Source organism: Mycobacterium sp. IDUB_24 (assembly GCF_055419385.1).
This window is the reverse complement of the sequence record NZ_JBVAXO010000001.1, coordinates 450,291-474,607: the sequence shown is the minus strand read 5'-3', so window position 1 is coordinate 474,607 and position 24,317 is coordinate 450,291. Positions and strand designations below refer to the sequence as shown.

General features: G+C 67.6%; 22 protein-coding genes and 1 pseudogene. 5 read left to right on the top strand and 18 right to left on the bottom strand.

Annotation, left to right across the window (positions count from 1 at the left end; genetic code table 11):
- A complete protein-coding gene (locus ACZYZF_RS02345; protein WP_463745735.1) occupies positions 1 to 1,086 on the bottom strand; it encodes a M24 family metallopeptidase in 1,086 nt (361 codons plus the stop codon).
- Positions 1,087 to 1,119: 33 nt separating this feature from the next.
- Here ACZYZF_RS02345 and ACZYZF_RS02340 point away from each other — a divergent pair, with 33 nt between their 5' ends.
- Complete coding sequence (locus ACZYZF_RS02340) at positions 1,120 to 1,689, top strand: B-4DMT family transporter (RefSeq protein WP_463834415.1); 570 nt, start codon at positions 1,120 to 1,122, stop codon at positions 1,687 to 1,689.
- A 57-nt stretch (positions 1,690 to 1,746) separates the two neighbouring features.
- Here the strand turns inward: ACZYZF_RS02340 and aroB are convergent, their stop codons facing one another.
- From aroB to ACZYZF_RS02295, 9 genes and pseudogenes are all read right to left on the bottom strand, one after another.
- Positions 1,747 to 2,826, bottom strand: a complete 1,080-nt coding sequence (gene aroB, locus ACZYZF_RS02335; RefSeq protein ID WP_463745733.1) for a 3-dehydroquinate synthase — start codon at positions 2,824 to 2,826, stop codon at positions 1,747 to 1,749.
- Between the two features lie 181 nt (positions 2,827 to 3,007).
- Positions 3,008 to 3,532 (bottom strand): annotated as a pseudogene (locus ACZYZF_RS02330) (shikimate kinase); the annotation flags it as partial.
- Entirely contained in the window at positions 3,532 to 4,731 is a 1,200-nt protein-coding gene (gene aroC / locus ACZYZF_RS02325) for a chorismate synthase (protein WP_463745984.1), read from the bottom strand. The gene aroC and the pseudogene ACZYZF_RS02330, both read right to left, overlap by 1 nt.
- 118 nt (positions 4,732 to 4,849) lie before the next feature.
- Positions 4,850 to 5,272 (bottom strand): prepilin peptidase, encoded by a 423-nt coding sequence (locus ACZYZF_RS02320; protein WP_463745732.1) that lies wholly within the window; start codon positions 5,270 to 5,272, stop codon positions 4,850 to 4,852.
- Between the two features lie 9 nt (positions 5,273 to 5,281).
- The gene (locus ACZYZF_RS02315) at positions 5,282 to 6,115 is read right to left on the bottom strand and encodes a shikimate dehydrogenase (protein WP_463835116.1); all 834 of its coding nucleotides are present in this window, start codon (positions 6,113 to 6,115) and stop codon (positions 5,282 to 5,284) included.
- A gap of 37 nt (positions 6,116 to 6,152) precedes the next feature.
- Positions 6,153 to 7,397 (bottom strand): endolytic transglycosylase MltG, encoded by a 1,245-nt coding sequence (locus ACZYZF_RS02310; protein WP_463834414.1) that lies wholly within the window; start codon positions 7,395 to 7,397, stop codon positions 6,153 to 6,155.
- On the bottom strand, positions 7,390 to 7,908 hold the full coding sequence (gene ruvX / locus ACZYZF_RS02305) for a Holliday junction resolvase RuvX (protein ID WP_463834413.1): 519 nt from the start codon (positions 7,906 to 7,908) through the stop codon (positions 7,390 to 7,392). Before ruvX ends, ACZYZF_RS02310 begins: the two co-directional genes overlap by 8 nt.
- A gap of 5 nt (positions 7,909 to 7,913) precedes the next feature.
- Entirely contained in the window at positions 7,914 to 10,604 is a 2,691-nt protein-coding gene (alaS, locus tag ACZYZF_RS02300; RefSeq protein ID WP_463834412.1) for an alanine--tRNA ligase, read from the bottom strand.
- Between the two features lie 109 nt (positions 10,605 to 10,713).
- Positions 10,714 to 11,103: a secondary thiamine-phosphate synthase enzyme YjbQ gene (locus ACZYZF_RS02295; RefSeq protein WP_463835115.1), complete on the bottom strand. Its 390-nt coding sequence runs from the start codon at positions 11,101 to 11,103 to the stop codon at positions 10,714 to 10,716.
- A 127-nt stretch (positions 11,104 to 11,230) separates the two neighbouring features.
- Between ACZYZF_RS02295 and ACZYZF_RS02290 the strand changes: the two genes are divergently transcribed.
- Together ACZYZF_RS02290 and ACZYZF_RS02285 are read left to right on the top strand one after the other, a co-directional pair.
- Positions 11,231 to 11,851, top strand: coding sequence for an antibiotic biosynthesis monooxygenase (locus tag ACZYZF_RS02290; protein ID WP_463834411.1), 621 nt, complete (start codon positions 11,231 to 11,233; stop codon positions 11,849 to 11,851).
- Positions 11,852 to 11,939: 88 nt separating this feature from the next.
- Complete coding sequence (locus ACZYZF_RS02285) at positions 11,940 to 12,248, top strand: GlsB/YeaQ/YmgE family stress response membrane protein (RefSeq protein ID WP_463745726.1); 309 nt, start codon at positions 11,940 to 11,942, stop codon at positions 12,246 to 12,248.
- 65 nt (positions 12,249 to 12,313) lie between these two features.
- Here ACZYZF_RS02285 and ACZYZF_RS02280 read toward each other — a convergent pair whose 3' ends face one another.
- Positions 12,314 to 13,621, bottom strand: coding sequence for a replication-associated recombination protein A (locus ACZYZF_RS02280; RefSeq protein WP_463835113.1), 1,308 nt, complete (start codon positions 13,619 to 13,621; stop codon positions 12,314 to 12,316).
- A gap of 108 nt (positions 13,622 to 13,729) precedes the next feature.
- Positions 13,730 to 14,563 (bottom strand): DUF3097 domain-containing protein, encoded by an 834-nt coding sequence (locus ACZYZF_RS02275; RefSeq protein ID WP_463745725.1) that lies wholly within the window; start codon positions 14,561 to 14,563, stop codon positions 13,730 to 13,732.
- 57 nt (positions 14,564 to 14,620) lie between these two features.
- Here ACZYZF_RS02275 and ACZYZF_RS02270 point away from each other — a divergent pair, with 57 nt between their 5' ends.
- Positions 14,621 to 15,937 (top strand): serine hydrolase domain-containing protein, encoded by a 1,317-nt coding sequence (locus tag ACZYZF_RS02270; protein WP_463834410.1) that lies wholly within the window; start codon positions 14,621 to 14,623, stop codon positions 15,935 to 15,937.
- Here the strand turns inward: ACZYZF_RS02270 and ACZYZF_RS02265 are convergent.
- From ACZYZF_RS02265 to ACZYZF_RS02255, 3 genes are read right to left on the bottom strand one after another with little or no spacing between them, the layout of a single operon-like run.
- Positions 15,924 to 16,949, bottom strand: a complete 1,026-nt coding sequence (locus ACZYZF_RS02265; RefSeq protein WP_463745723.1) for a zinc-binding metallopeptidase family protein — start codon at positions 16,947 to 16,949, stop codon at positions 15,924 to 15,926. The two genes, ACZYZF_RS02270 and ACZYZF_RS02265, sit on opposite strands and share 14 nt — an antisense overlap.
- The gene (locus ACZYZF_RS02260) at positions 16,942 to 17,871 is read right to left on the bottom strand and encodes a transglutaminase family protein (RefSeq protein WP_463745722.1); all 930 of its coding nucleotides are present in this window, start codon (positions 17,869 to 17,871) and stop codon (positions 16,942 to 16,944) included. Before ACZYZF_RS02260 ends, ACZYZF_RS02265 begins: the two co-directional genes overlap by 8 nt.
- A complete protein-coding gene (locus ACZYZF_RS02255) occupies positions 17,868 to 20,579 on the bottom strand; it encodes a circularly permuted type 2 ATP-grasp protein (RefSeq protein ID WP_463834409.1) in 2,712 nt (903 codons plus the stop codon). Before ACZYZF_RS02255 ends, ACZYZF_RS02260 begins: the two co-directional genes overlap by 4 nt.
- A 178-nt stretch (positions 20,580 to 20,757) precedes the next feature.
- Between ACZYZF_RS02255 and ACZYZF_RS02250 the strand changes: the two genes are divergently transcribed.
- Positions 20,758 to 21,462, top strand: a complete 705-nt coding sequence (locus ACZYZF_RS02250; RefSeq protein WP_463745720.1) for a GAP family protein — start codon at positions 20,758 to 20,760, stop codon at positions 21,460 to 21,462.
- On the opposite strand, the gene ACZYZF_RS02245 is transcribed toward ACZYZF_RS02250, so the two are convergent.
- The 3 genes from ACZYZF_RS02245 to ACZYZF_RS02235 are packed head-to-tail and all read right to left on the bottom strand — an operon-like array spanning position 21,449 to position 24,263.
- The gene (locus ACZYZF_RS02245) at positions 21,449 to 22,381 is read right to left on the bottom strand and encodes a DUF389 domain-containing protein (RefSeq protein ID WP_463745719.1); all 933 of its coding nucleotides are present in this window, start codon (positions 22,379 to 22,381) and stop codon (positions 21,449 to 21,451) included. The genes ACZYZF_RS02250 and ACZYZF_RS02245 overlap by 14 nt on opposite strands.
- Before the next feature lie 56 nt (positions 22,382 to 22,437).
- The gene (locus ACZYZF_RS02240; RefSeq protein ID WP_463834407.1) at positions 22,438 to 23,793 is read right to left on the bottom strand and encodes a DUF4253 domain-containing protein; all 1,356 of its coding nucleotides are present in this window, start codon (positions 23,791 to 23,793) and stop codon (positions 22,438 to 22,440) included.
- Positions 23,790 to 24,263 carry a winged helix-turn-helix transcriptional regulator gene (locus tag ACZYZF_RS02235; RefSeq protein ID WP_463745717.1) on the bottom strand — a complete coding sequence of 158 codons (474 nt, stop codon included), beginning with the start codon at positions 24,261 to 24,263 and terminating at the stop codon, positions 23,790 to 23,792. The genes ACZYZF_RS02240 and ACZYZF_RS02235 overlap by 4 nt, the downstream gene beginning before the upstream one ends.
- Positions 24,264 to 24,317: the final 54 nt, after the last annotated feature.

Here is a 24,317-nt window from a genome sequence, read left to right as displayed (position 1 = left end):
TCACAAAATGGCCAGTTCTTTGGGGAACCGGGTAAGCAGGTCGGGCGCCGCCTCGCCGACGACCAGGGTGTCCTCGATGCGGACACCGCCGCGATCGGGCAAGTAGACACCTGGCTCGACGGTCACCGCAGAGCCAGCAAGCAGTGTACCGGCGGCAGCGGCATTGATTCCCGGTGCTTCGTGGATCTGCAGTCCGACGCCGTGTCCGAGGCCGTGACCGAAGTTCTCGCCGTAGCCCGCATCGGCGATGACCTGGCGCGATGCCGCATCGACCGAGCTCAACACAACGCCGGGGGCCAGCGCGTCGCGCCCGGCCTGCTGCGCGGTGGCGACCAGGTCATAGATGTCGCGCTGCCACTGCGCCGCCGGGCCCAGCACGAACGTGCGCGTCATGTCGGAGTGGTAGCCGGCCACCAGGGCACCGAAATCGATCTTCACGAAGTCCCCGGCGGCCAGCACCGCATCCGTCGGCCGGTGGTGCGGGATGGCGGAATTCGCGCCCGTCGCCACGATCGTCTCGAAGGAAGGCCCGTCGGCGCCGTGATCGAGCATCAGGGCCTCCAGCTCGTTGCGGACCTCCCGTTCGGTGCGGCCGGGCCGCAGACCACCGCGTTCCAGCAGATCGGTGAGCGCGGCGTCGCCGGCCTCACACGCCAACCGCAGCATCGCGATCTCGCCCGCGTCCTTGACCTCCCGCAGGGCCTCCACCGTGCCGGCCGCGCGTACCCACTCGACCGAGTCGCCGGCCGCCTTCGTAAGCGCCGTGTAGGCGTCCACGGTCACCACGTGGCTCTCGAAACCCAACCGCACGGCTCCGGCTCGGGCGGCCCGCCCGGCCAAGTGCGACCCGCAGGCCCGCTCGATGACCACCTCGGCGTCCGGCGACTGCTGCGCGGCCTGCGTGCGGTAGCGCCCATCAGTGGCCAGCACCGGCACGACGTTCTCGGCGAGGATCAGCAGGGCCGCGTTCGAACCCGTGAATCCGGACAGATAACGCACGTTGACCAGGTCAGTTACCAACATTGCGTCCAGGCCCGAGTCGGCTAGTCGACGCCGCAGCCGGTCCCTGCGCTGGGAAATAGTCACGGTCGGTGACGCTACTCGCTACAGTGTGCCCCCATGAGCAAGTGGTTACTGCGTGGAGTGGTGTTCGCAACAGCGATGGTCATCGTGCGCTTACTGCAAGGAGCACTGATCAACGCCTCGCCGGGTAATGCCACCTGGTTCAGCCTGGGGCTCGTCACGTTGTTCGGGATCGGAGTGCTGATCTGGGGTCTGCTTGACGGCCAGAGCGACGCGCGTAACAATCCGGATCCGGATCGTCGTGCCGACATGGCGATGATCTGGCTGATCGCCGGCCTGTTCGCCGGCATCGTCAGCGGCGCGGTGGCGTGGTTCATCGGGATCTTCTACAAGAGCCTGTACACCGATGCGCTGTTGAACGAGGTCACCACGTTCGCGGCGTTCACAGCGCTGCTGGTGTTCCTGCTCGGCGTGGCAGGCGTGACCGTGGGCCGCTGGCTGGTGGACCGCAAGGCCCCGCCGCAGCCCCGCCAACGCCACCACGGCCTGGCCGCCGACGATCGCGCCGACACCGACGTGTTCGCCGCCGTGAGCGCCAACGGCGCCGCCGAGACCACCGACGACACCACTCAGACCATCGAGTACCCCGAGCAGCCCAAGCAGTAGCCATCCCCTGCCTGTGAGGGGCAGAGCAGAATTCTCAGTCAGAAGTGGCGCGGGCGATCAGGCCCGCGCCACTTCTGCGTATGCGGCCGCCAACAGCGACGGGTCAGGGCCTTCCAGTCGGCCCGGCTTCGCCAGTCCGTCGAGCACGACGAACCGCAGAATCCCCGAGCGGTTCTTCTTGTCGCCCGCCATGTAGTCCATCAACTGGGGCAGTGCTGCGGCGTCGTAGGTGACCGGCAATCCGAGCGCCGTCAGCACCGAACGGTGCCGGTCGGCGGTCTCGTCGTCGAGACGCCCGGCCAGCCGGCCCAATTCGGCCGCGAACACCAATCCCACCGACACGGCGGCGCCGTGGCGCCACTTGTACCGCTCGCGGCGCTCGATGGCGTGTGCGAGGGTGTGGCCGTAATTGAGGATCTCACGCAACTGCGATTCGCGTTCGTCAGCAGCAACTACCTCAGCCTTCACCGTGATCGCGCGACGGATCAGTTCGGGCAGGACGGTTCCGGTGGGATCGACGGCCGCCTCCGGATCAGCCTCGATCAGATCGAGGATGACGGGGTCGGCGATGAAGCCGGCCTTCACAATCTCGGCCATCCCGGCGACAATCTCGTTGCGCGGCAAGGTTTCCAGGGTCGCAAGATCCACCAGCACCGCGGCCGGCTGATGAAACGCGCCGACGAGGTTCTTGCCGGCATCGGTGTTGATCCCGGTCTTTCCGCCCACCGCCGCGTCGACCATACCCAGCAGCGTGGTGGGTACGTGCACGATGTCGACGCCGCGCAACCAAGTGGCCGCAGCAAAGCCTGCGACATCAGTGGCCGCTCCCCCGCCCAGGCTGACGACGGCGTCTTTACGGCCAATGCCGATGCGCCCCAGCACTTCCCAGATGAAGCCGACGACGGGCAGTTCCTTACCCGCCTCGGCATCTGGAATCTCGATGCGGTGGGCTTCAATTCCCTTGTCGGCCAAGTGTTGCCGCACGGCTTCGGCGGTCTGGGTCAGCACCGGCTGATTCAGGATCGCCACCTTGTGGCGCCCCTCCAGCGTGTTTCCCAGCTCGCCCAGCAGGCCGGTTCCGATGATGACCGGGTAGGGCCGGTCCACCAGTACCTCGACGATTACCGGGTCAGTCATCATGTCGCTCCGCGTTGCGAGCGGCCAGGGCCGCTGGGGTGGGTATGGCTTTCGATTCAGTATCGGAAGAGGTAGCTGGGGGTTTGCCGCCGGTGGACTCAGAACCAGATGTCGCCCCCGAAGCCGGACCGCGCCGCCAGGGCGGGCGACGCCGCCGCCGCTTGCCGGTCCGCGGCTGCTCGGCCTGTTTCTGGGGTGGGGAGTCTTCCAGTCGCGTGACGATCGTGCGCACCACCGCGCCCGGATTGCGCCGGTTGGTGTTGATCCGCATGGTCGCCACCCGCCGGTACAGCGGCACCCGCTCGGACATCAGGGCACGGAACTTCTCGGCCCGGTCCGGCCCGGCCAGCAGTGGCCGGACCGTGGAACCGCCCGTCCGGCGCACCCCCTCGGCCGCGCTGATCTCCAGGTACACCACGGTGTGACCGGCCAGGGCGGCACGCACTCCAGGGGTGGTGACGGCGCCGCCGCCCAGCGACAGCACGCCGTCGTGGCTGGACAGCGCCGAGCGGATGACCTCTTCTTCGATACGGCGGAACTCCGCCTCACCGTCGGTGGCGAAGATGTCGGCGATCGTGCGGCCGGTGGTCTCCTCGATCGCGGCGTCGGTGTCGAGCATCGTGAGGTTCAGCGCCTTGGCAAGCCGGCGGCCGATGGTCGACTTGCCCGAACCCGGCAGGCCGATCAGTACCGCCTTGGGGGCCATCAGCCCAGGGCCTGCGCCGCCGGCTCGCGCTCGGCGACGGCCCGCAGGTAGGCGTCGATGTTGGCGCGGGTCTCGGCCAGCGAGTCCCCGCCGAACTTCTCCAGCACGGCACGGGCCACCACGAGGGCGACCATGGTCTCCACCACCACACCTGCCGCCGGCACCGCGCACACGTCGGACCGCTGGTGAATGGCGACGGCTTCTTCGCCGGTGGCCATGTCGACGGTCGCCAGTGCCCGAGGGACGGTCGAGATCGGCTTCATCGCGGCCCGGACCCGCAGCGCCTGGCCGTTGGTCATGCCGCCTTCGAGGCCGCCGGCCCGGTTGGTCGAGCGCAGGACTCCGTCGGGGCCCGGGTACATCTCGTCGTGTGCGACGCTGCCGCGACGGCGTGCAGTCTCGAAGCCGTCGCCGATCTCCACGCCTTTGATCGCCTGGATGCCCATCACCGCGGCGGCCAACTGGCTGTCCAGGCGGTTGTCACCGCTGGTGAACGAGCCCAAACCGATCGGCAGACCCGCCACGACGACCTCGACGACACCACCGAGGGTGTCGCCGTCCTTCTTGGCATCCTCGATCTCGGCGATCATCAACGCCTCGGCGTCCTTGTCGAACGCCCGGACCGGGCTGTCGTCGATCGCCTCCAGATCGGAGAACTGCGGCGGCGGGCCGTCATACGGCGCCGACGCTCCGATGGAGATGACGTGGGAGACCACCTCGACACCGAGCGCCGCTCGCAGGAAGGCCCGGGCCACGGTGCCTGCCGCCACGCGTGCCGCGGTCTCGCGGGCACTGGCACGTTCCAGCACCGGGCGGGCGTCGTCGAAGCCGTACTTGAGCATGCCGGCATAGTCGGCATGCCCGGGGCGGGGACGGGTGAGCGGGGCATTGCGTGCCACATCGAGGTCGGCCGGATCGACCGGGTCCGGCGACATCACGGTCTCCCATTTGGGCCATTCGGTGTTGCCGATCTCGATCGCGATCGGCCCGCCCAAAGTGGTGCCGTGCCGCACCCCGGCCAGCATGGTGACCTGGTCCTGTTCGAACTTCATCCGGGCGCCTCGGCCGTAGCCGAGACGACGACGCTTGAGCTGTACCCCGATCTCCTCAGAGGTGATGGGCACGCCGGCAACCATCCCTTCGAGCATGGCCACCAGGGCGCGGCCGTGGGATTCACCAGCTGTGGTCCATCGCAACACGGCTGTCATTCTCCCACGTCGGGGTTTGCCTCCCGAAATCCGTGGTCCTCGGCGACGAACGTCGGCTTGTGGGCGAGATTCCGGCCGAGGGTCGAACACGAACCGGAACTCGGTGCGGCTAGGCGAGAACCAGCGCCACCGCGGCCGCGCTGGCCGCACACATCGACGGTCCGTGCGGCACTGTCCTGATCCCGCGCACGGCCGCACCGAGTGCCAGGAATGCGGTGACCAACGGTGCGGCCAACGCCGCCAACAACCACACATCGGCACCGAAGGCGCCGGTCATCGCACCCAGCCCGACCGCAAGTTTGACGTCGCCACCGCCCATGGCCCGTGGCGATGCCAGATGCACCACCAGATACAGCACCGACAAAGCCGCGGCGCCGGCCACTGCGGCGGGGCCATGTCCACCCAGTGTCGCCGCACCCAGAATCAGCGCCGCCCCGGGAAGCGTCAGCCAGTTCGGCAACCGCCGTTCCCGAATATCGAACGCGCTCAACGTCACCAGCCACACCACGATGACGGCTACCCCTACCCCCATCAACCGAGGCTAAGGCCGGAGCAGCGCGTCTCTCATCGCCTCTTTGGGTGCAGGCATTCCGGTGAACTGCTCCACTTGGGCGAAGGCCTGGTTCAGGAGCATCTGCAGCCCGCTGATCGCCTCGCCGCCTGCCGCCTCGACGGCCTCGGCCAGCGGGGTCGGCCAGGGGTCGTAGATGGCGTCGAGCACCCGCGGCACCGCGGCCAGTTTGCCCGCGTAGGCGGCCGCCACGTCGGCCGGGATGGTGCTGACCGCCGCATCCGCGGTGGCCACCGTGTCGCTCAGCGCCGTGCCGCCGATGTCGCACCAGCTGCCCTGCGCTCCGCACCGACCGGCCAACTCCACCAAACGCAATGCCTTGGTCTCGTCGCGGGCGACGATGGTGATCTGCCGCGCGCCGAGTTCGGCCAGGGCGACCACAGCGGCCGGAGCCGTACCGCCGGATCCGATGACCAGTGCCGAGTCGCCGGCCGTGCCGAGCGCGCCGATCACTCCGTCGATATCGGTGTTGTCGGCGCGCCACCCACCCGTGGACGTCCGGACCAGGGTGTTGGCCGAGCCCACCAATTGGGCGCGGTCGGTGCGCTGATCGGCAAACTCCAAGGCGGCGAACTTGCCGGGCATGGTGACCGACAGGCCGACCCATTCCGGGCCCAGCGTCCCGACGAGGCCGGGCAGTTGTTCGGCCGTGCACTCGATGCGCTCATAGGTCCATGACGGCAGCCCCAGCGCGCGGTAGGCGGCCAGATGCAGCTGCGGCGAACGCGAATGGGTGATCGGCGAGCCGAGGACTGCGGCTTTGCGGCCGCTATCTGGCACGGCGGCGGGCCGGCGATCTGGCACGGCGGCGGGCGGCCGATCTGGCACGGCGGCGGGCCGCCTATCTGGCACTGTCGAGGACACCGTTGTGCTGCGCCTGTTCGATGTTGGCCAGGTGTTGTTCGTAGTCGCGGGTGAACAAGGTGGTGCCCTGCAGATCCACGGTCACGAAGTACAACCAGTCCCCTGCCGCCGGATGCTCGGCCGCGGCGAGTGCATCGGTGCCGGGCGAGCAGATCGGTGTCTGCGGAAGCCCTTGACTCATATAGGTATTCCACGGGGTGGTCTTTGCCCGGTCGTCGTCGGTGGTCGCCACCTCCTGGCGGTCCAGCGGATAGTTCACCGTCGAGTCGAACTCCAGCTTGCGGTGTTCGGCGAGTCGGTTGTAGATCACCCGGGCAACCTTGTCGAAGTCCTGCGGCTTGGCCTCGCGTTGCACCAGAGACCCGACCGTGAGGATCTCGTACGGCGACATCTGCATGGCCGCGGCAGTGTCCAGCAGTCCGCTCTGGGTGTACATGGTGGCGCTGCCGGCGATCAGGGTGGACAGGATGTCCTGCGGCTTCCCGGCCGGGTCGACGTTCCAGGTGCCGGGCGCGATCAGCCCTTCGAGCCGCCGGTGATCGTTGGGCATTGCCGCAACCGGACCAGCGGCCCAGTCGGGTACCGCCAAGGCTGCGGCGGGCGCCGTCTGCGCGGCCGCCCGTAGCTCCTCGACGGGTACGCAGCGCTTCGCGCCGTCGAGTTCGACGCAGGAGGCCTGCGAGATCAACGTGAAGATGCCTTCGGTGACGGCCTTGGTCCTGACATCCGCGGTGTCGTCGAGCTGACGACCCTCCGGGATGGTCAGCTTGCCCACCCGGCTCTCCGGATCAGTCAGGCGCTCAACGGCGTTCGCCGCCGGGATCTCGGTGCGCAGCTTGTAGAACCCGGGTTGGATCGCCGAGATCGCCTCGTTCTTGTGGGCCGCGTCGACGAAGACCTTGATCGTGGCGACGACCTTCTGTTCCTGCAGGGTCTTGGCGATGGCTGTCGTGGAATCGCCGTCGTGGACCTGGATGACGACATCGGCGACACCGTCCCCGGCGTAGTCGCCGGCGGACCCTGACATGCCGTGCCACAGCCTGGACCCGAGGAACACCGCGCCGATCACCACCACGATGAGCGCTGTGAGTGAGAAGCCCCTGGTGACGCGTCGCTTCCGGTCATTGCGGGCTTTGCGGGCCCGCTCGGCCTTGCTCAGCCCGCGGCGCGGTGGTCCGACCACCTCGGGCTTGGCCTTGTCGGCGCCCCACTTCTCAGCCATTCATGCCCTCTCCGCGCGCAGCCAGTGCCGCACGCCGCTGATCGAGCCAGCTCTGCAGAATGCCAACCGCAGCGGCCTGATCGATCATCGCCTTTTGTCCCTTTGCCCGAACCCCCGCTTCACGCAATGATCGCTGCGCCGAAACAGTAGTGAGCCGCTCATCGGCCAACCGCACCGGTATCGGGGCGATCCGACGGGCCACCAGATCCGCCAGTTCGATGGCGTCGACTGCGGATGAGCCGGCCCGGTCGGCGAGTGTGCGTGGCAGTCCGACGACGACCTCGACGGCCTCGTACTCGCCGATCAACGTCACCAGTCTGCGCAGGTGTCTACCCGACCTGTCCCGCTTGTCCCGCTGAACGGTCTCGACCGGGGTGGCCAGAATCCCGTCGGGATCGCAACTGGCCACACCGATCCGAACGGTTCCGACATCGATGCCGATACGCCGACCCCGTCCGGGGTCATCGTCCCCTGGGCGGTCCGGTAGTCGATCGTCGACCGTGTCGGACACGAGGCTTAGCCTCGGCCGATCTCGGCGCGCAGCGCAGCCAATGCCGCGTCGATACCCGCCGCCCCCTTACCGGAACCTTGTGCCATGTCAGCCTTGCCGCCACCGCGGCCGTTGACCGCCGCACCGAACTGCTTGACGAGTTCGTTGGCGCGTAGGCCCAGATCCTGTGCGGCCGGGTTGACCGCCACCACGAAGGGCACCGAGTCGTCCTCGCCCTCGGCGATCAGCGCGACCACTCCCGGGTCGGAACCGAGCTTGCCCTTGATGTCGCCGACGAGGCTGCGCAGGTCACCGGCCGACATGCCGCCGGCCATGCGTTGTGCGACCAGTCGGACCTTGCCGATGGTCTCCGCACCGGCGGCCGCGTTGGCCGCCGCGGCGCGGGCGTTGGCCAACCGGGCCTTGTCGAGTTCCTTCTCGGCCGCCTTGAGTCGTTCCACCAGGTTCGCCACCCGGGCGGGCACCTCTTCGGAGGGCACCTTGAGCGACGAGGCGAGTCCTGCCATCAGGGCGCGTTCCTTGGCCAGATGGCGGAAGGACTCCAGCCCGACGTAGGCCTCGACCCGGCGGATACCGGAGCCGACCGACGATTCCCCGAGGATGGTGACCGGGCCGATCTGGGCCGAGTTGTGTACGTGGGTGCCGCCGCAGAGCTCCAGCGAGAACGGGCCGCCGATCTCGACCACCCGCACCTCGTCGGGATAGTTCTCACCGAACATCGCCATCGCACCCATCGCCTTGGCCTTGTCCAGTGCGGTGAGGAAGGTGTTCACCTGGTAGTCGGCCTCGACGGCCTGGTTGGTCACTTCTTCAATCTGTGAGCGCTGGTCGTCGGTGAGCGCGCCCTGCCAGTTGAAATCGAACCGCAGGTAGCCGGGACGGTTCAGCGAACCGGCCTGAACGGCGGTGGGGCCCAGCACCTGTCGCAGCGCGGCGTGCACCATGTGAGTACCGGAGTGGCCCTGGGTTGCGCCGTGGCGCCACTTGGGGTCCACTGCGGCGGTGACGGTGTCGCCCTCGACGAACTCACCGGACTCAACCGAAACACGATGCGCCCACAGGGTTTTGGCGATCTTCTGCACATCGGTCACGGCGGCCTTGGCGGTGGCCGACGACCCGGTGCCGGCAATGGTGCCTTCGTCCGCGATCTGGCCACCCGCCTCGGCATAGAACGGGGTGCGGTCCAGGATGAGCTCGATCCGCTCGGCATCCAGCCCGTCGTGGGTCACCACCGGTACCCGCTTGCCATCCACGAAGATCCCGAGAATGCGTGCCTCGGTGGATAATTCGTCGAATCCGGTGAACTCGGTGGGGCCGGCATCGACCAGCTCGCGGTACGCGGACAGGTCGGTGTGGGCCTGTTTGCGCGCGGCGGCGTCGGCCTTGGCGCGCTGTCGCTGCTCGGCCATCAACGACCGGAAGCCCTGCTCGTCGACAGACAGACCGGCCTCGGCCGCCATCTCCAGGGTGAGGTCGATCGGGAAGCCATAGGTGTCGTGCAGGGTGAACGCGTCACTCCCCGACAGCACGGTGGCCCCAGATTTCTTCGTCGCCGCGGCCGCGTCGTCGAACAGCCGCGAACCCGACACCAGGGTGCGGTTGAACGCCGTTTCCTCGGCCACCGCGATGCGCTGGATCCGCTCGAAATCGGCGACCAGCTCGGGGTAGGACGGGCCCATGGCGTCGCGCACGATGACCATCAGGTCGGCCATGATGGGCTGATCGACACCGAGCAGCTTGGCGGCGCGGATGATGCGCCGCAGCAGCCGGCGCAGCACGTACCCGCGGCCCTCGTTACCGGGGCTGACACCGTCGCCGATGATGATCGCCGCGGTGCGCGTGTGGTCGGCGATGATGCGGTAGCGCACGTCGTCCTCGTGGCTGCCTTCGCCGTATCCGCGGGGCGCCACGGCGGCGACGGCGTCGATCACGGGACGCAGCAGATCCGTCTCGTAGACATTGTCCACGCCCTGCAGCAGGCAGGCGACGCGCTCGATACCCATCCCGGTGTCGATGTTCTTGCGGGGCAGCGGCCCGAGTATCTCGTAATCCTCTTTCGAGGTGCCCTCACCTCGCTCGTTCTGCATGAACACGAGATTCCAGATCTCGATGTAGCGGTCCTCGTTGGCCACCGGGCCACCGTCGACGCCGTATTCCGGCCCGCGGTCGTAGTAGATCTCCGAGGAGGGGCCGCACGGCCCCGGGATGCCCATCGACCAGTAGTTGTCGGCCATGCCCCGGCGCTGGATGCGCTCGGCGGGCAGGCCGGCGACTTCCTGCCACAGCTCGATCGCCTCGTCGTCGTCGAGATAGACCGTTGCCCACAGTTTTTCCGGGTCGAATCCGTAGCCACCTTCGCTGACCGGGTTGGTCAGCAAGCTCCAGGCGAGCTCGATGGCGCCCTTCTTGAAGTAGTCGCCGAACGAGAAGTTGCCGGCCATCTGGAAGAAGGTGTTGTGCCGGGTGGTGATGCCCACCTCGTCGATATCGGGCGTGCGGATGCACTTCTGGACGCTGGTGGCCCGGTCCCACGGCGGGGTACGCGCGCCGAGGAAATAGGGCACGAACTGAACCATGCCGGCATTGACGAACAGCAAGTTCGGGTCGTCGAGGATCACCGAGGCGCTGGGCACCTCAGTGTGACCCGCCTTCACGTAGTGATCGAGGAAGCGCTTCCTGATCTCGTGTGTCTGCACGTCGCCTCTGTCCTCGTGTTCGTGGGTGGCTGAGGTTGCGCGAGCAACCACCAGTTCGACCGCCTTACATTACCGTTCTGCGCGTTCGCCCCGAACAGGGCGACAAGCCTCACGCGCCCAGGAAGCTCAGCCGCACCGAACGTTGCGGGTTGTCGCGGTTGAGATCGACCAGCACCACGCTCTGCCAGGTTCCCAGCAGCGGGTTCCCACCCTGGACCGGCAGGGTGACCGACGGCGACACCAGGGCGGGAAGGACGTGATCTGCGCCATGGCCCCTCGACCCGTGGCTGTGCCGGTAGCGATCGTCACGCGGCAACAACCGTTCCAGGGTATCGAGCAGGTCGTCGTCGGAGCCGGCGCCGGTCTCGATGATGGCCACACCTGCCGTCGCGTGCGGGACGAACACGTTGCACAGGCCGTCACGGTGTTCACCGCAGAACTGCCGCACGGTGTCGGTGAGGTCGACGATGCGGCGCCGCGAGGTGTCCACGTCGATCACGTCGGTATCCATCCGCCCAGCCTACGAGGCACCCGCCGACCCATTGCCACCTGCGACGTACCGGAGGAAGGTGGGGATGGAGCCGGTGGCGCCACCGGGGCGCCGCCCTGGCAGGAAGGGGTGGATCGTGTTCGCACGTTCAACCACGATCGCGGCGCGCAACCAGGCCATCGACGCCGGTATCGCCCATATCCGCGATGATGTGATGCCGGCCCTCGACGACATCGACGGCTGCGTCGGCCTGTCCCTGATGGCGAATCGGGAATCGGGCGAGTGTGTCCTCACGACGGCATGGCGGTCCGAAGAAGCCATGCATGCCAGCGCCGCCGCGATAGCGCCGATGCGCCATCGCGTCGTGGAGACATTCGCCGGCACCGCCACCGTCGACGAATGGGAGATCGCGGTGGTTCACCGCGAGCAGTACTCGGCACCCGGCGCGTGTGTGCGGGCGACCTGGCTGCGGACCCGCCCCGAACTGTTCGACCGGGCCGTGGAGTTCTACCGGACCTCGGTGTTGCCGGCGATGGAGGACCTCGAGGGTTTCTGCAGCGCCAGCCTCATGCTCGACCGCGGATCGGGCCGGGCAGTGTCCTCGGCCACCTTCGACAGTGCCGAGGCGATGGACCACAACCGCGACCAGGCCAGGGCGTTGCGCACGGCCCGGCTACGCGATCTGAGCGCCGATCAGATCGACGTCGGTGAGTTCGAACTCGTACTGGCCCACCTGCGCGTACCCGAGATGGCCTGACCGAGAACGCGTCCAGAATTGACGGCACCGTTTGGGCGGTAGTCGCCGGGGGTATCTCCCCTCCAGCCCAATACCGCCTGGAGGAGAAATGACCATCACCGGCATCATCAGCGCGATCTTGATCGGCATTGTCGTCGGCCTGATCGGCCGGCTGATCGTCCCCGGCAGACAACCCATCGGCATTCTGGTGACGATCCTGGTCGGCATCGTGTCGGCATTCATCGGCAGCGCCATCGCCCGTGCACTCGGCATCCCCACGATGACCAACGGCATCGACTGGCTCGAATTGCTCGTCCAGGTCATCGTCGCCGCCATCGGCGTGGCACTCGTGTCCGCCTTCATGGGACGTGGAAGGACAGGCATTTTCGGTACCCGACGGTCCGGCCTGCTGCGCTGACCATCGAATCCACACCACGGCCCCGGTTGAATATTCAACTGGGACCGTGGTTTTCGATTGGGCCGTCAGCGACGGATGTTGCGGATGATGGCCCGCAGCTTGCCCACCCGGGTGACGAGCTCGCGTTCGAAACCGCGCCCGGTCGGCTGGTAATAGTCCGTCCCCACCAGATCATCTGGCGGATACTGCTGCGCCACAACACCATCGGGATGATCGTGGGCGTATCTGTAGCCCACGGCGTTGCCGAGTTTCTGTGCACCCGAATAGTGGCCATCCCGCAGATGCGGAGGCACCAACCCGGCCTTGCCCGCCCGGATGTCGTTCATCGCCGCGCCGAGCGCAGTGGTCACCGCATTGGACTTCGGCGCGGTGGCCAGGTGCACGGTCGCATGGGCCAACGTCAACTGAGCCTCGGGCATGCCGATCAGCTGCACAGTCTGGGCCGCAGCGACCGCGGTCTGCAGCGCGGTGGGATCGGCCATCCCGATGTCCTCGCTGGCCAGGATCATCAGCCGGCGCGCCACGAACCGCGGGTCCTCCCCCGCCACCAGCATCCGGGCCAGGTAGTGCAACGCGGCGTCGACATCGGATCCGCGCACGGACTTGATGAAGGCGCTGACGACGTCGTAGTGCTGATCGCCGTCGCGGTCGTAGCGCACCGCGGCCTTGTCCAGCGACTGCTCGATGGTCTCGACGGTGACGACGCCACCCGGCGCTCCGGCTGTTTCAGTTGCCACCTCCAACGCCGTCAACGCCCGACGGGCATCGCCGGCGGAGAGCTGCACCATGAGGTCCACGGCGTCATCGGTGACCTCGACCGCGCCACCCAGACCCCGCGGGTCGGTGATCGCGCGGCGTAGCACCATCTCCACGTCCTGCGGGGCCAGCGGCTGCAACTGCAAGATCAGCGAGCGCGACAACAGCGGCGCGACCACCGAGAACGACGGGTTTTCCGTGGTGGCCGCCACCAACAGCACGACCCGGTTCTCCACCGCGGCCAGCAACGCGTCCTGCTGGGTCTTGGAGAAGCGGTGCACCTCGTCGATGAACATCACGGTCTGTTCGCCGTGGTGAACGAGGGCCGTCCGCGCCTTTTCGATGACGGCGCGCACCTCCTTGACCCCGGCGCTCAGTGCCGAGAGCGCCTCGAACCGGCGGCCGGTGGCCTGCGAGATCAACGACGCCAGGGTGGTCTTGCCGGTGCCGGGCGGGCCGTACAGGATGACCGATGCCGCGCCGGATCCCTCCACCAGGCGGCGCAAGGGCGAACCGGCCTGCAACAGATGCGATTGGCCGACGACCTCATCGAGGCCGGCTGGACGCATCCGCACCGCCAACGGCGCCGACGAGCGCTCGCGCGAGGAGCCGACCAACCCCGTGCCGGGCGCAGCGAGCGAACCGGGGGCATCCGGCCCCGGGTCACCTGGCACGTCGAACAATCCGTCGGACACGCCTTCTGCTTACCACGCCGCCACGACGGCCTACGCCGGTGCGGTGACGAAGTCGATCAGTTCCTCGACCCGGCCGATCAGCGCGGGCTCCAGATCATTCCAGTCGCGAACCCGGCCGCGGATCCGCTGCCATGCCCGCGCGATGTCGGCCTGGTCCTGGTGCGGCCAGCCCAGCGCATCACAGATGCCGTGTTTCCACTCCACGCTGCGCGGGATGGTCGGCCAGGCTTTGATCCCGAGGCGGGCCGGCTTGACGGACTGCCAGATGTCGACGAACGGGTGCCCGACCACCAGCGTGTGCTCCCCTCCGGGGCCTCTGCGCACCGCCTCGGCGATGCGCGCCTCCTTCGAACCCGTGACGAGGTGATCGACCAGCACGCCGAGCCGCCGGCCCGGTCCGGGTGCGAACTCGGCCACGATGTCGGCCAGGTCATCCACACCGCCCAGATATTCGACGACGACGCCTTCGATGCGCAGATCGGCACCCCAGACCTGCTCGACGAGCTCGGCGTCGTGCCGGCCCTCGACGTAGATCCGGCTGGCCAGCGCAACCCGCGCCTTGGCCTTCGGTACCGCGACCGATCCAGATGCCGTGCGCGCCGGCGCTGCGGCCCGCTTGGGCACCACGAGGCTGACCGGCTTGCCGTCGATCAGGAAGCCCGGGCCCATCGGGAAAGTCCGCACTTTGCCGCGGCGGTCTTCGAGCTCGACGCGGCCGCCCTCGATCCGCACCACAGCACCCACGAAACCGCTCTGGGCATCCTCGACGACCAGGCCCTTCTCCGCGGGCTGTTCTTTCGATCGAGTCAGCTTGGGCGTGTGCGGGTTTCGGGACAGGATGTCGGAGCCGTAGCGATCAGTCACGCCGCGATCCTAGAAACGCCTGCGGCGATAGCGGGGTTGCGACATACGATCGTGATCGTGCTGTTAACTCGCACGCTGGCTGCCGCATCAGCGCTGATGCTGGTGGCTTCGGCGGGTGCCTGCAGTCCGCGAACTGAACCCGCCTGTGGGATCGCGGGAATGACCGTGTGTCCCAAGCCGCTCGATCATGAGCTGCCGAATGTGGCGGACATGCTCACCTGGAATCAGACGCAGCGGGTGGTCGGATTCCGCAACGATTACCGGGCCTACCCCGGTGATCTGTTCCGCCACGGCGACCCGTTTCCGCTGCCCAGCGCCGATCGTCAATTGACCGACACGTCCTACACCGTCGGCGGCGTCAGCCACGATCTCGACGACTATCTGGAACGGCAGAGTATCACCGGGATGCTGGTGCTCAAGGACGGCAAGATCGCCTATGAGCACTACGGCGCCGGAAACGACCCTTCCACGCTGTGGACGTCGCGCTCGGTCGGCAAGTCCGTGGTGTCCACCCTGGTCGGCGTTGCGGTCAAGGACGGTGCAATCGGTTCTCTCGACGACCTCGTCACCGAATACGAGCCCGACTTCGCCGGTACCGCCTTCGACGGTGTCACGCTACGACAGCTCATCACGCACACCTCCGGGGTCGAATGGAACGAGGACTACACCGACCCGGGTTCGGATTTCGCCAAACTCACGGCGTGCGAGGCTGCTGACGACACCTACCGGTGCGTGTACTCGCTCGTCCACGGTCTCAGTCGGAAACCCGGCGTCAAACCGGGTGAGGTGTGGTCGTACACCACGGGCGGCGCCTGGTTGCTCGGCGACATCCTGGAGAAGGCCACCGGAACCAATATCGCCACGTATCTGCAGGACAAGATCTGGAAGCCGTTCGGCATGGCCGACGACGGTGTCTGGCATTCCTACGAACTGGGTCGTCACGACATGGGCGGGCACGGGTTCAACGCCACCCTCACCGACTGGGGACGCTTCGGGCTGTACGTCATGCGCAACGGCGAACTGCCCGACGGCACCGAGACCCTGCCCGACGGCTGGATGCGCGATGCGCGGACGTGGACGACAGCCCGGGGTTCGGTGACCGCGAGCCATCCCGAGGGCACCTACGGCTACCAGTGGTGGAACAACAGCATCGCGGCCGATGCGGGTGAGGTGAGCCCGCCACGAACTGCGGGGATGGACGAAAATCTCTGGGCACTCGGCATATTCGGGCAGGTGATCATGGTCGACCAACGGCAGAACCTGGTGCTGGTCCAGTGGTCGACATGGCCGCAGGCCGAACCGGCCTTCAACACCCTGCCGCTGGAGACATCGCTGATGTTCAGCGCGATCGCCCGGGAACTCAGCCGGCCGTGACCTCGTCCACGACGGCATGGACGAAGCGCATCTTCTCCAGCACCGCGGGCGCCAGCACGAACGGGTACAGATCGTCGTGGCCCATCGACCGGTTCACCATGTTCAGCGACCAGGCGAGCGGCAGCCACATCTCGATGATGGTGTCGAACCCGGCTGGCCCCAGAAAGCGTCGTCCGAAAGCCGCCCCGGCGGGGGCGAACCCGAAAGCCGCAGCGGTGTCGAGGGTGTCGCGGATGTGAAGGTAGTGCGCGAAGGTCTCGGCCCAGTCCTCGGCGGCGTGCATGGTCGCATAGGACGAGACGCAGTGGTCCTCCCATCCCGACGGGGGACCCTGTGCGTAGTGGCGGTCCAGCGCCGCCTGATAATCGGCGTCGGCATCCCCGAACAGTCGGGTGAACCGCGTGCGGTAGTCCGCTGACGGGGTGATCAGCCGATAGAAGTAGTAGTGACCGATCTCGTGGCGGAAGTGGCCCAGCAGCGTGCGGTACGGCTCGTCCATCGCGATGCGTAGCTGTTCACGGTGTACATCGTCGCCCTCGGCCAGGTCCAGGGTGATGACACCGTTGTGATGGCCGGTGAGCACCTGCTCGAACCCGCTGGAGAGCAGGTCGAACGCCAACCCGAACCGAGGGTCCTCGTCGCGGCCCACGATCGGCAATTTCAGTTCGTGCAGTTCGGCGATCAGCCGGCGCTTGGCCTGTTCGGCCTCGGCGAACGACGCCAACGCCGCGGTATCGGCATCGGCGGGGCGGGTCCTGGTGAGCCGGCACGACGCGCACAACGGATGTTCACCGATGCGTACCAGCCAATTGCATTCGGCCAGATGAAGATTCGCGCACAGCCGGTACTGATTCTCATCGACGGCACCGGCGTGGCCGCTCCGGGTGGAGTCGGTGATCACCAGCAGCGCCATGTCACCGAGTGAGAAGCCGAGCGCACTGCGGCACGACAGACACAGGCTGTTCTCGAATGCCAGCCGCTGGCCGCAGTTGGGGCAGTTGAAATCACGCATGCAGCAACCGTCCTCGGTCCGGTGGGCACGGCGCCACGTCGACCGACACCTCGATCACGCTGCTGTCCGAGTCCGTGTAGATGATGCCGCGGACCGGGGGGATGTCCGCGTAATCGCGGCCGAACCCGGCCACGATGTAGCGCTCGTCGACCATCTGATCGTTGGTGGGATCCATTCCCAGCCAGACGTTCTGCGGCGTCCACACGGACGCCCAGGCATGCGTGGCGTCGACCCCGATCATGCGTTCCTTACCGGGCGGCGGATCGGTGGCCAGGTAACCCGAGACATAGCTGGCCGCCAGGCCGTTGGCCCGCAGACAGGCGATGGCCAGCCGGGCGAAGTCCTGACAGACTCCCTCGCGCGCCGCCAGCACCTCGGCCACCTGGGTGGACACCGTCGTCGATCCCGACCGATACGTGAAATCGCGGTAGATCCTCGACGTCAGCTCACGAAGCACCTCGATCAGCGGTCGCCCGGGCACGAAACTGGGTGCGGCGTACGCGCGCACAGCGTCGGTGATCTCCGGCGGCGCGAGGTCGAGGGTGAACTCCGCGGCCAGCGCGCCGTCGCCGCCGATCGGGCGGGCCAACTCCCACGGCGCCCTGGCTGATGCGCCCGAATAGTGTTCGGGTGCAAACGGATCCACCTCCACCACGGATCGGCTGGTGATACTCAGGGTGCGGTGGCGTTCGGTGACATGAAAATACGAACTGATGTTGCCGTAGGCGTCGCGGCTGGTGGAACGGTCGGCCGCGTCCGGGTCGATCACCAAGAGGTGGGACAGACACCGCTGCCATGGCAACTCACGCGGTGTGAGAAAGCCGCGCCCGTAGGAGCTGGTGACATCGTCCGAATAGCGATAGACGGTGCGATGGGTGATCTCGTAACACCGGTTGCCCGCCGCGCCCGTGGGTCCGGTCATGGCACCACCCGCCGTTCGTCGGGCCCCCACAGCGGTTGCATGCCACCGGGCAGCGACAGGTGCGCCTCGGTGATGACACCCGCGAGATCGCTGAGACCGGCGTGCACGGCGTCGAGCAGACCGGCGAGTGCGGCCCGGGTCCCGTCCTCGGCGACCTCCTCCAGATCTGCCGGGTCGAGACGACGCAATCGGGTGGCCAGTTCGTCGATCAGGCGTTCCGGGCGCGACGAGCCCGACGCTCCGGGCAGGGGCTTGAGGTCCGAACGGATGCGCTCCAACTGGTAGATCAGCGATCTGGGGTTCTCGGCGTCGAACAACAGCAGTTCGGCCACCGCGGCAATGCTGATCTGTCCGGGGTTACGCCGCCGGTAGATCACCGCGGATTCACAGACCACCAGGGTCGACTCGGTCACCGCGCGTTCGGCTGCCGCAGTACGCACCGTCGTCAAGGTGGCTCGCAGTAGTGCAGTCAGCGTGAGCCCGCGCTCGATGCGCTTGCCGAGATCCATCGTGGTCCAGCCGACGTCCTGCACCATCGATTCCGCGGTCACCCCGGACAACGCCAACATCCCGGCCAGGGTCTGGCTGTGCGCGGTGGCAAGGTATGCCTCTGCGACATTGGGCGACTGGGGCGGGACGGCCGATGGCCGTAGCACGGCACGTTCGACACCGGCCAGCACCATCCAGGTGTCGTTGGACATCTGGTCGCGGACCGCCCGGGCGGCCAACCCGAGCCGTTCCACCGATTGGGTGAGCGATCCCGGCCGATGCCGGTCGACGGTGGCCGACCACAGCGTGGTCGGGGCGATCGCGATCATCTCGTGGACATCCGCGGCGTCACCGGTGTCGGTACCGGTGATCGAACCGAGCGCGGTCAGCAGCACCGGAACACACTGACTCTCTTCAAGATCCCGACGGTAGCGGTATTCGTGGTAGCGCTCCCGGGTGACGGTGAGCAGTCGCGCCATGCACTCGGCACGTTCGGCGTACCGGCCCATCCAGAACAGGTCGGCGAGCACCCGCGGCGAGCTGACCGCCCGGGTCGGGCTGGAAACCGCGCCCGGTGAGACCAGCTCGTCCGAGACCGTCGGGATGCGCTCGGCCGTGACGCGTTGCGGGCTGCGCACCCAGACATCCTTGGCGGCAAGGGTGTTCATCCGGTATGCAGTGTTTCCGGGAGCTACGACGTAGCCCAGTCCACCGATCATCGGCGCGTACCCGCCGCGCTGGGCCACGGTGAACAGCCGCATACCGACATTGCCTGCGGAAAACCCTCTGGACCGGTAACTGGTCGGTGCAGTGGAGAACTGGGGCAGTTCCTGGCCCACCCACTGCGCGGGATCGGCCTCGATGCGCGCCGCCAACTCCTCGCGATCCGCGCCCGAGAGCATGGGCCCGACGATCGTGGCGCCGCCGGTCACCGGCCGGATCAACAACGATGACAGTTTGGTGAGCAGATGGGAACGCTCGATGTCGATGCCGCCCCAGTACATCGGCGCGGTCGGCAATTGCGGTGTCTCACCGACCAACAGATCGGCCAGCTGCGGCAGAAACCTTGCCAGACCGGGACTTTCGAGAATGCCGCTGCCCAAGGTGTTGACCACCGTCACGGACCCGCGACGCAACGCCTCGACCAGTCCCGCCACGCCGAGCCGAGAATCGGGCCGCAGATCCAGTGGATCCACGTAATCGGCGTCGACCCGGCGTAACACCACGTCGACAGGTTTGAGCGTGCCCAGCGACCGCATCCACAACCTGCCGTCCCGGACCACCAGGTCGGCACTCTCCACCAATGGGAAGCCGAGTACCCCCGCCAGGTAGGCCTGGTCGAAGGCGGTCTCGGAATGGCTTCCCGGGGTGAGCACGACGACCGTCGGCTCTTCGGCGGCCTCGGGGGCCGCGTCGAGCAGCGCGAGCCGCAAGGCCTGAGCCCACGGTGAGGAGGGCCGGGGACCCACCCGCTCGTACAGGTCGGGGGCCGCGTGCGCGATGACGCGGCGATCAGCCAACGCGTAGCCGGCACCCGAGGGTGCCTGGGTCCAGTCGGCATTCACCATGAACGCGCCGTCGTCGCCGCGGCTGATGTCGCAGCCGTGGAGAAACAGCTGGTGACGGCCGGGCACCACGATGCCGCGCGCGGCCCGCAGGTACCCGGGATGGGCGAACAACAGCCGGGACGGCAGAACCCCGCTGGTGATCGAGCGGCGGGCCCCGTACAGATCGGTCAGCACCGCATCGAGCAGCCGGGACCGCTGCACCAGGCCTGATTCCAGGCAGTCCCAGTCCGCGGCGGAGACCACCAGGGGCAGGGCGTCGAGATGCCAGGGGCCCGGCACCGCGGTGCCGTCATCGTCGGTGACCACGTCCCCGTAGGGATCCAGCTCGATGTAGGTGATGCCGTCGTTGTCGACGAGGCTGCGCACCATGACACGCAGTCGGTCCAGGCCGTCACGGCCCCGCTCGCCGACGCCCGCGGCCAGCTCACGCCAGGCCGGCCGGACATTGCCCGAGCCGTCGACCAACTCGTCGTAGCCGGCACCGGCGCCGTCGTCCCGAACGTCGAACAATGCTCGTTGGGCCCTGGAACGGCGGTAGCCGGCCAGCACACCGTCGACGTCTGTCCCGTAGGCAGCACGACTCGCACCGGTGTCCAGGGCAACACCGGCGGCCTGAGCGGACTCCGGTGAGCCGTTCGCGCGAAGAGCCATCAGTGAAGAACGGTACGCACTCGACGATGATCCGGGCTTGCTGGCGCACCGGGCCGAGTGAATCGGCGACAGTCGGCCCGCGTGCGCACGATCACGCCGCCCAGATGCGGCCGGATTTGCCCGACGCTGGTTGAATTCAGCGGTGAGGTAACCGAGCGAAGGGATGTGGCCGCCCGCGATGTGGAGCACCGTGCTGGTGATGGCCGTCGTGGCGGCAGTCGATCCGCTCAGAATCGGGGTCGTTGCCTTCATGCTGTCGCGGTCACGGCCGGTGCGGTTGTTACTCCCCTTCTTTCTGTTCGCCTTCACCGCCAATGTCGCGGTGGGCGCCGCGGTGGTGTTCGTGTTCAAGAACGTCACCGGCGACGGCGGACGCACCATGCCCCCAGGACTGGAGATCGGCATCGGTGTCGTGGCGCTGGCGATCGCCGTGCTGTCCATAACCGGGGTGCTCGAACGCCTTGTCAATCGAATACGGACGCGCCGGACGGTGCCGGCCGCACCCACGGCGGACTCGGTGCCGGGCCTGTCGAACCTGCCGGCCGGGATGCAGGCCGCGTTGCGCGGCGAGGCGCCATGGGCAGCTGGACTGCTGGGCCTGATCAACGGTTTTCCCACCCCGTACTACCTGGCCGCGATGGCTGCCGCCCTGACATCGGGCGCCGCGGTGGCCGAGCAGATGGCCGCGATGGTCGTGTTCAATCTGGTCGGTTTCCTCGCGGCCATCATCCCGATAATCAGTTTCTGGGTCGCCCCGGCGGCCACCAGGTCCGGCGTCGAGCGGATCTACGAGTGGATGGGAATCCACCATCGACTCGTGGTCGCCGTGATCGCCGGCGCGGTCGGCATGTACTTCCTGGCCACCGGCATCAGCCACCTGTGACGGCGCGGCGGCGCACCTGGGCGCGACGATAGACCGACAGCACCAACAACCCTGCCAGCGTGATACCCACCAGGTTCACCACCAGTTGCAGGACGGACTGGGCGGCCACATCCCACTCCCCGACAGTCGCCGCGACCACCGCGAAACCAGCCGCAGGCACGGTCGTGACCGAGATGAAGACGCCCACCAGAGCTGCCGACTTCGACGACACCAGCGACAGCATCCCGGCCGCTCCGGCCAGCAGCGCCACGACGAAGGAGAACGGGCCGACCTGGAAGATGAAGTCGACATCCTGCAGTTCCCGCGTGCTGGTCAGCGTGACCCAGCCCAGCGCCTCGAACCCGAGCGTGGCCACGGCGGTCACCACCATTGCCAACGGAAACCCGATCGCCAATGCCGCCGACGCGCGTCGCGCCAATGACGTCCGCCGCTGGACGAGAGCGACGGCCAGTGCGGCGAGCGGACCGAACTCGGGACCGACGACCATCGCCCCGACCACGGTGACGGGTGAATCGGTGAGCACGCCGACCGCTGCCAGCATGCAAGCGATGCAGAGGAACATCATGTAGGTGACGTTCAGATGAGATTCCTCGCGGGTCCGGGAGACGAGTTCGTCCCACACCACCGCATCGGCACCATCTCCTTCCGCGGCATCCTCCGCGTGGTACGCCAGACTGGACAACACGGTGTCGAGCGGCTCCAGGGTGATGGCGCCGAAGTGGTGCACGTCAAGGGATTTCAGCCGCTCGACGACGTCGTTGGCCGCCTCCCTGGCGACATCGGCGGTGATCTGGTCACCGGCGGGTTCAACCGCTGCGTCGGCGAGCAACACGATGTTGGCGACACCGGGCTGGGCGTGCAGGACATGGAGAATCGGTTCGCGCAGATCTGCCGGCGCTATGACGCGTAAGTGCAGCACAATCCGACAGTATCGGCAGTGCGGCCGGTTCCCGCTGATCGGCGTTCGTCAGTTGCTCAGTCCCACCAGAAGACCCACAACGGGTGCGCCAGCCTGCGCGCGAGCGCATCGAGTGAACCCGCCTCGGTGTTGACCGAATCGTCGCAGTACAGGTAGGCCTCCAGGGCCGCGGTGAGCGCCTCGGGCCGGCTGGACGGTGGCTGATTCGCCACGAGCACCAGAAACTCGTCGTCGAGAGCCAACACTTCGGTCCGATAGCGGGCGGACCAGCGGCGCAAGATCGCCGCGTGTTCGACGCCGAGGACGTCGGAATTGATTGCTCCCGACCACTGGAGCAGCCCGGGAACCAGCCAATCCGCGGGCGTGGGAATCAGCGCCAGCCGTGAGTACTCACCGCGGGAATCGAAGTCGGCGAACGGCTGCCGCCAGTCCCCCGGGTCTGCACCGTCGAACCCGGACGGATGGCGCGGGATGTCGCACTCGGCGGTACGGGTGGCGAATTCTCGTTCCAGCCAGCGGGCGCCGTCGAGTTCTGCTGCCAACAACGGTGTTTCGTCGGCGATGCCGTCCATCCCGATCCGGTGCCAGGCCATGTCGGTGAGCAGCACGGGCCACAACCCCGTCGCTGGGAACCGCGCCCGGGCCGCAAGCCACGCCTCCGTCGCCGGAACACCCGGCGGCACAGGTACCGACCACATAGGCGCTCGGTGGGCCAGCACGTCATCGTGGCGTTGCAGTTCACCCACGACTATCCCCGCCTCGGCGAGGGCCGCGGCGGGATCGCGGGGCGGGGCCACCGCCACCGGCGGCGCCATCACCGGATCCGGCGCGAAAGGCGGTGCCTCCAGCGCCGGGACACCCGGACTGGCCGCCGGCGCCGGCAGGAACGGTGGGTCACCGGCGGACGCGGGTGGCGTCACGGGCCGGCCGGTGAGCAGTTGAGCCAGCCCGATCAGATCCGCGGCCACGGCGGTCACGGCCATGCCGTGACCGCCGTCTTCGACGGCCCACACCGTGGGATCACCCGGACCCTGCTTCAGAAAAGCCACCCCGTAAACCGGTATGACCCTGGGTTCTTCGGCGAGCTTCGCGCTGGCCAGCTTCCACGCCGCGTCGCCACCGGGGTTGTCGCCCCATGCGGGATGCCACAGCGCACCCGCGCGCACGGCGTGCAGCAACTCGCGCACCGGCCGGCCGATGTGTGCCCGAAGCGTCACTTCGTCGGCGTTGCGCCAGTCCGGCCAGCCGGACCCCACCGGTAGCCCGGCCGACAGAAAGCCGCGGTGATCATCGCTGAACCACAAGGAAAACCGTGATTCGAGGGCGTTCAGTTCGGCCTCGGTGAGCCCCGGCTCGATCCGCCATGGGCCGTGTTCGGCCAGGATCTGCAACGCTTCGGCTGCCCGGCTCACGAGGTGGGACGTTCGAAGCGGACGACGAGTTCGTCGGCCGGCACGTGGTGCCCTTCGTCACAACGGATTTCGACTCCGGCCAGCGCGCCACACCCGTCGTGTGCGAGCCGCAGCCCAGTGTCGCCGAGATGCTTGCGACCCCACTCGAACATCGCCCACACCACCGGCATGAAGTCGGTACCGGATGCGGTGAGGACGTACTCGTCGCGCTCCCGCTGGCCCGGCTCGCGGTAGGGCCGCTTTGCCAACAGGCCGGCCGCCACGAGGTCAGAAAGCCGCGCCGAGGTTGCCGCCTTGGTGATCCCGACCCGACGGGCGAAGTCGTCGAACCTAGTGGTGCCGTAGAAGGCCTCGCGCATGATCAACATCGCCGACTTGGTGCCTGCGAACGCCATGGTCCGCTCGACCGGACAGTGCCCCACCGCCGACCAGCTGTCGCGATCGGCCAGCTTGCCCTGCAGCATTCCCACGGAATCAAACTCCCTATCTGAGTTGTTCTAACTATACCCAGGTGCTATATCTGG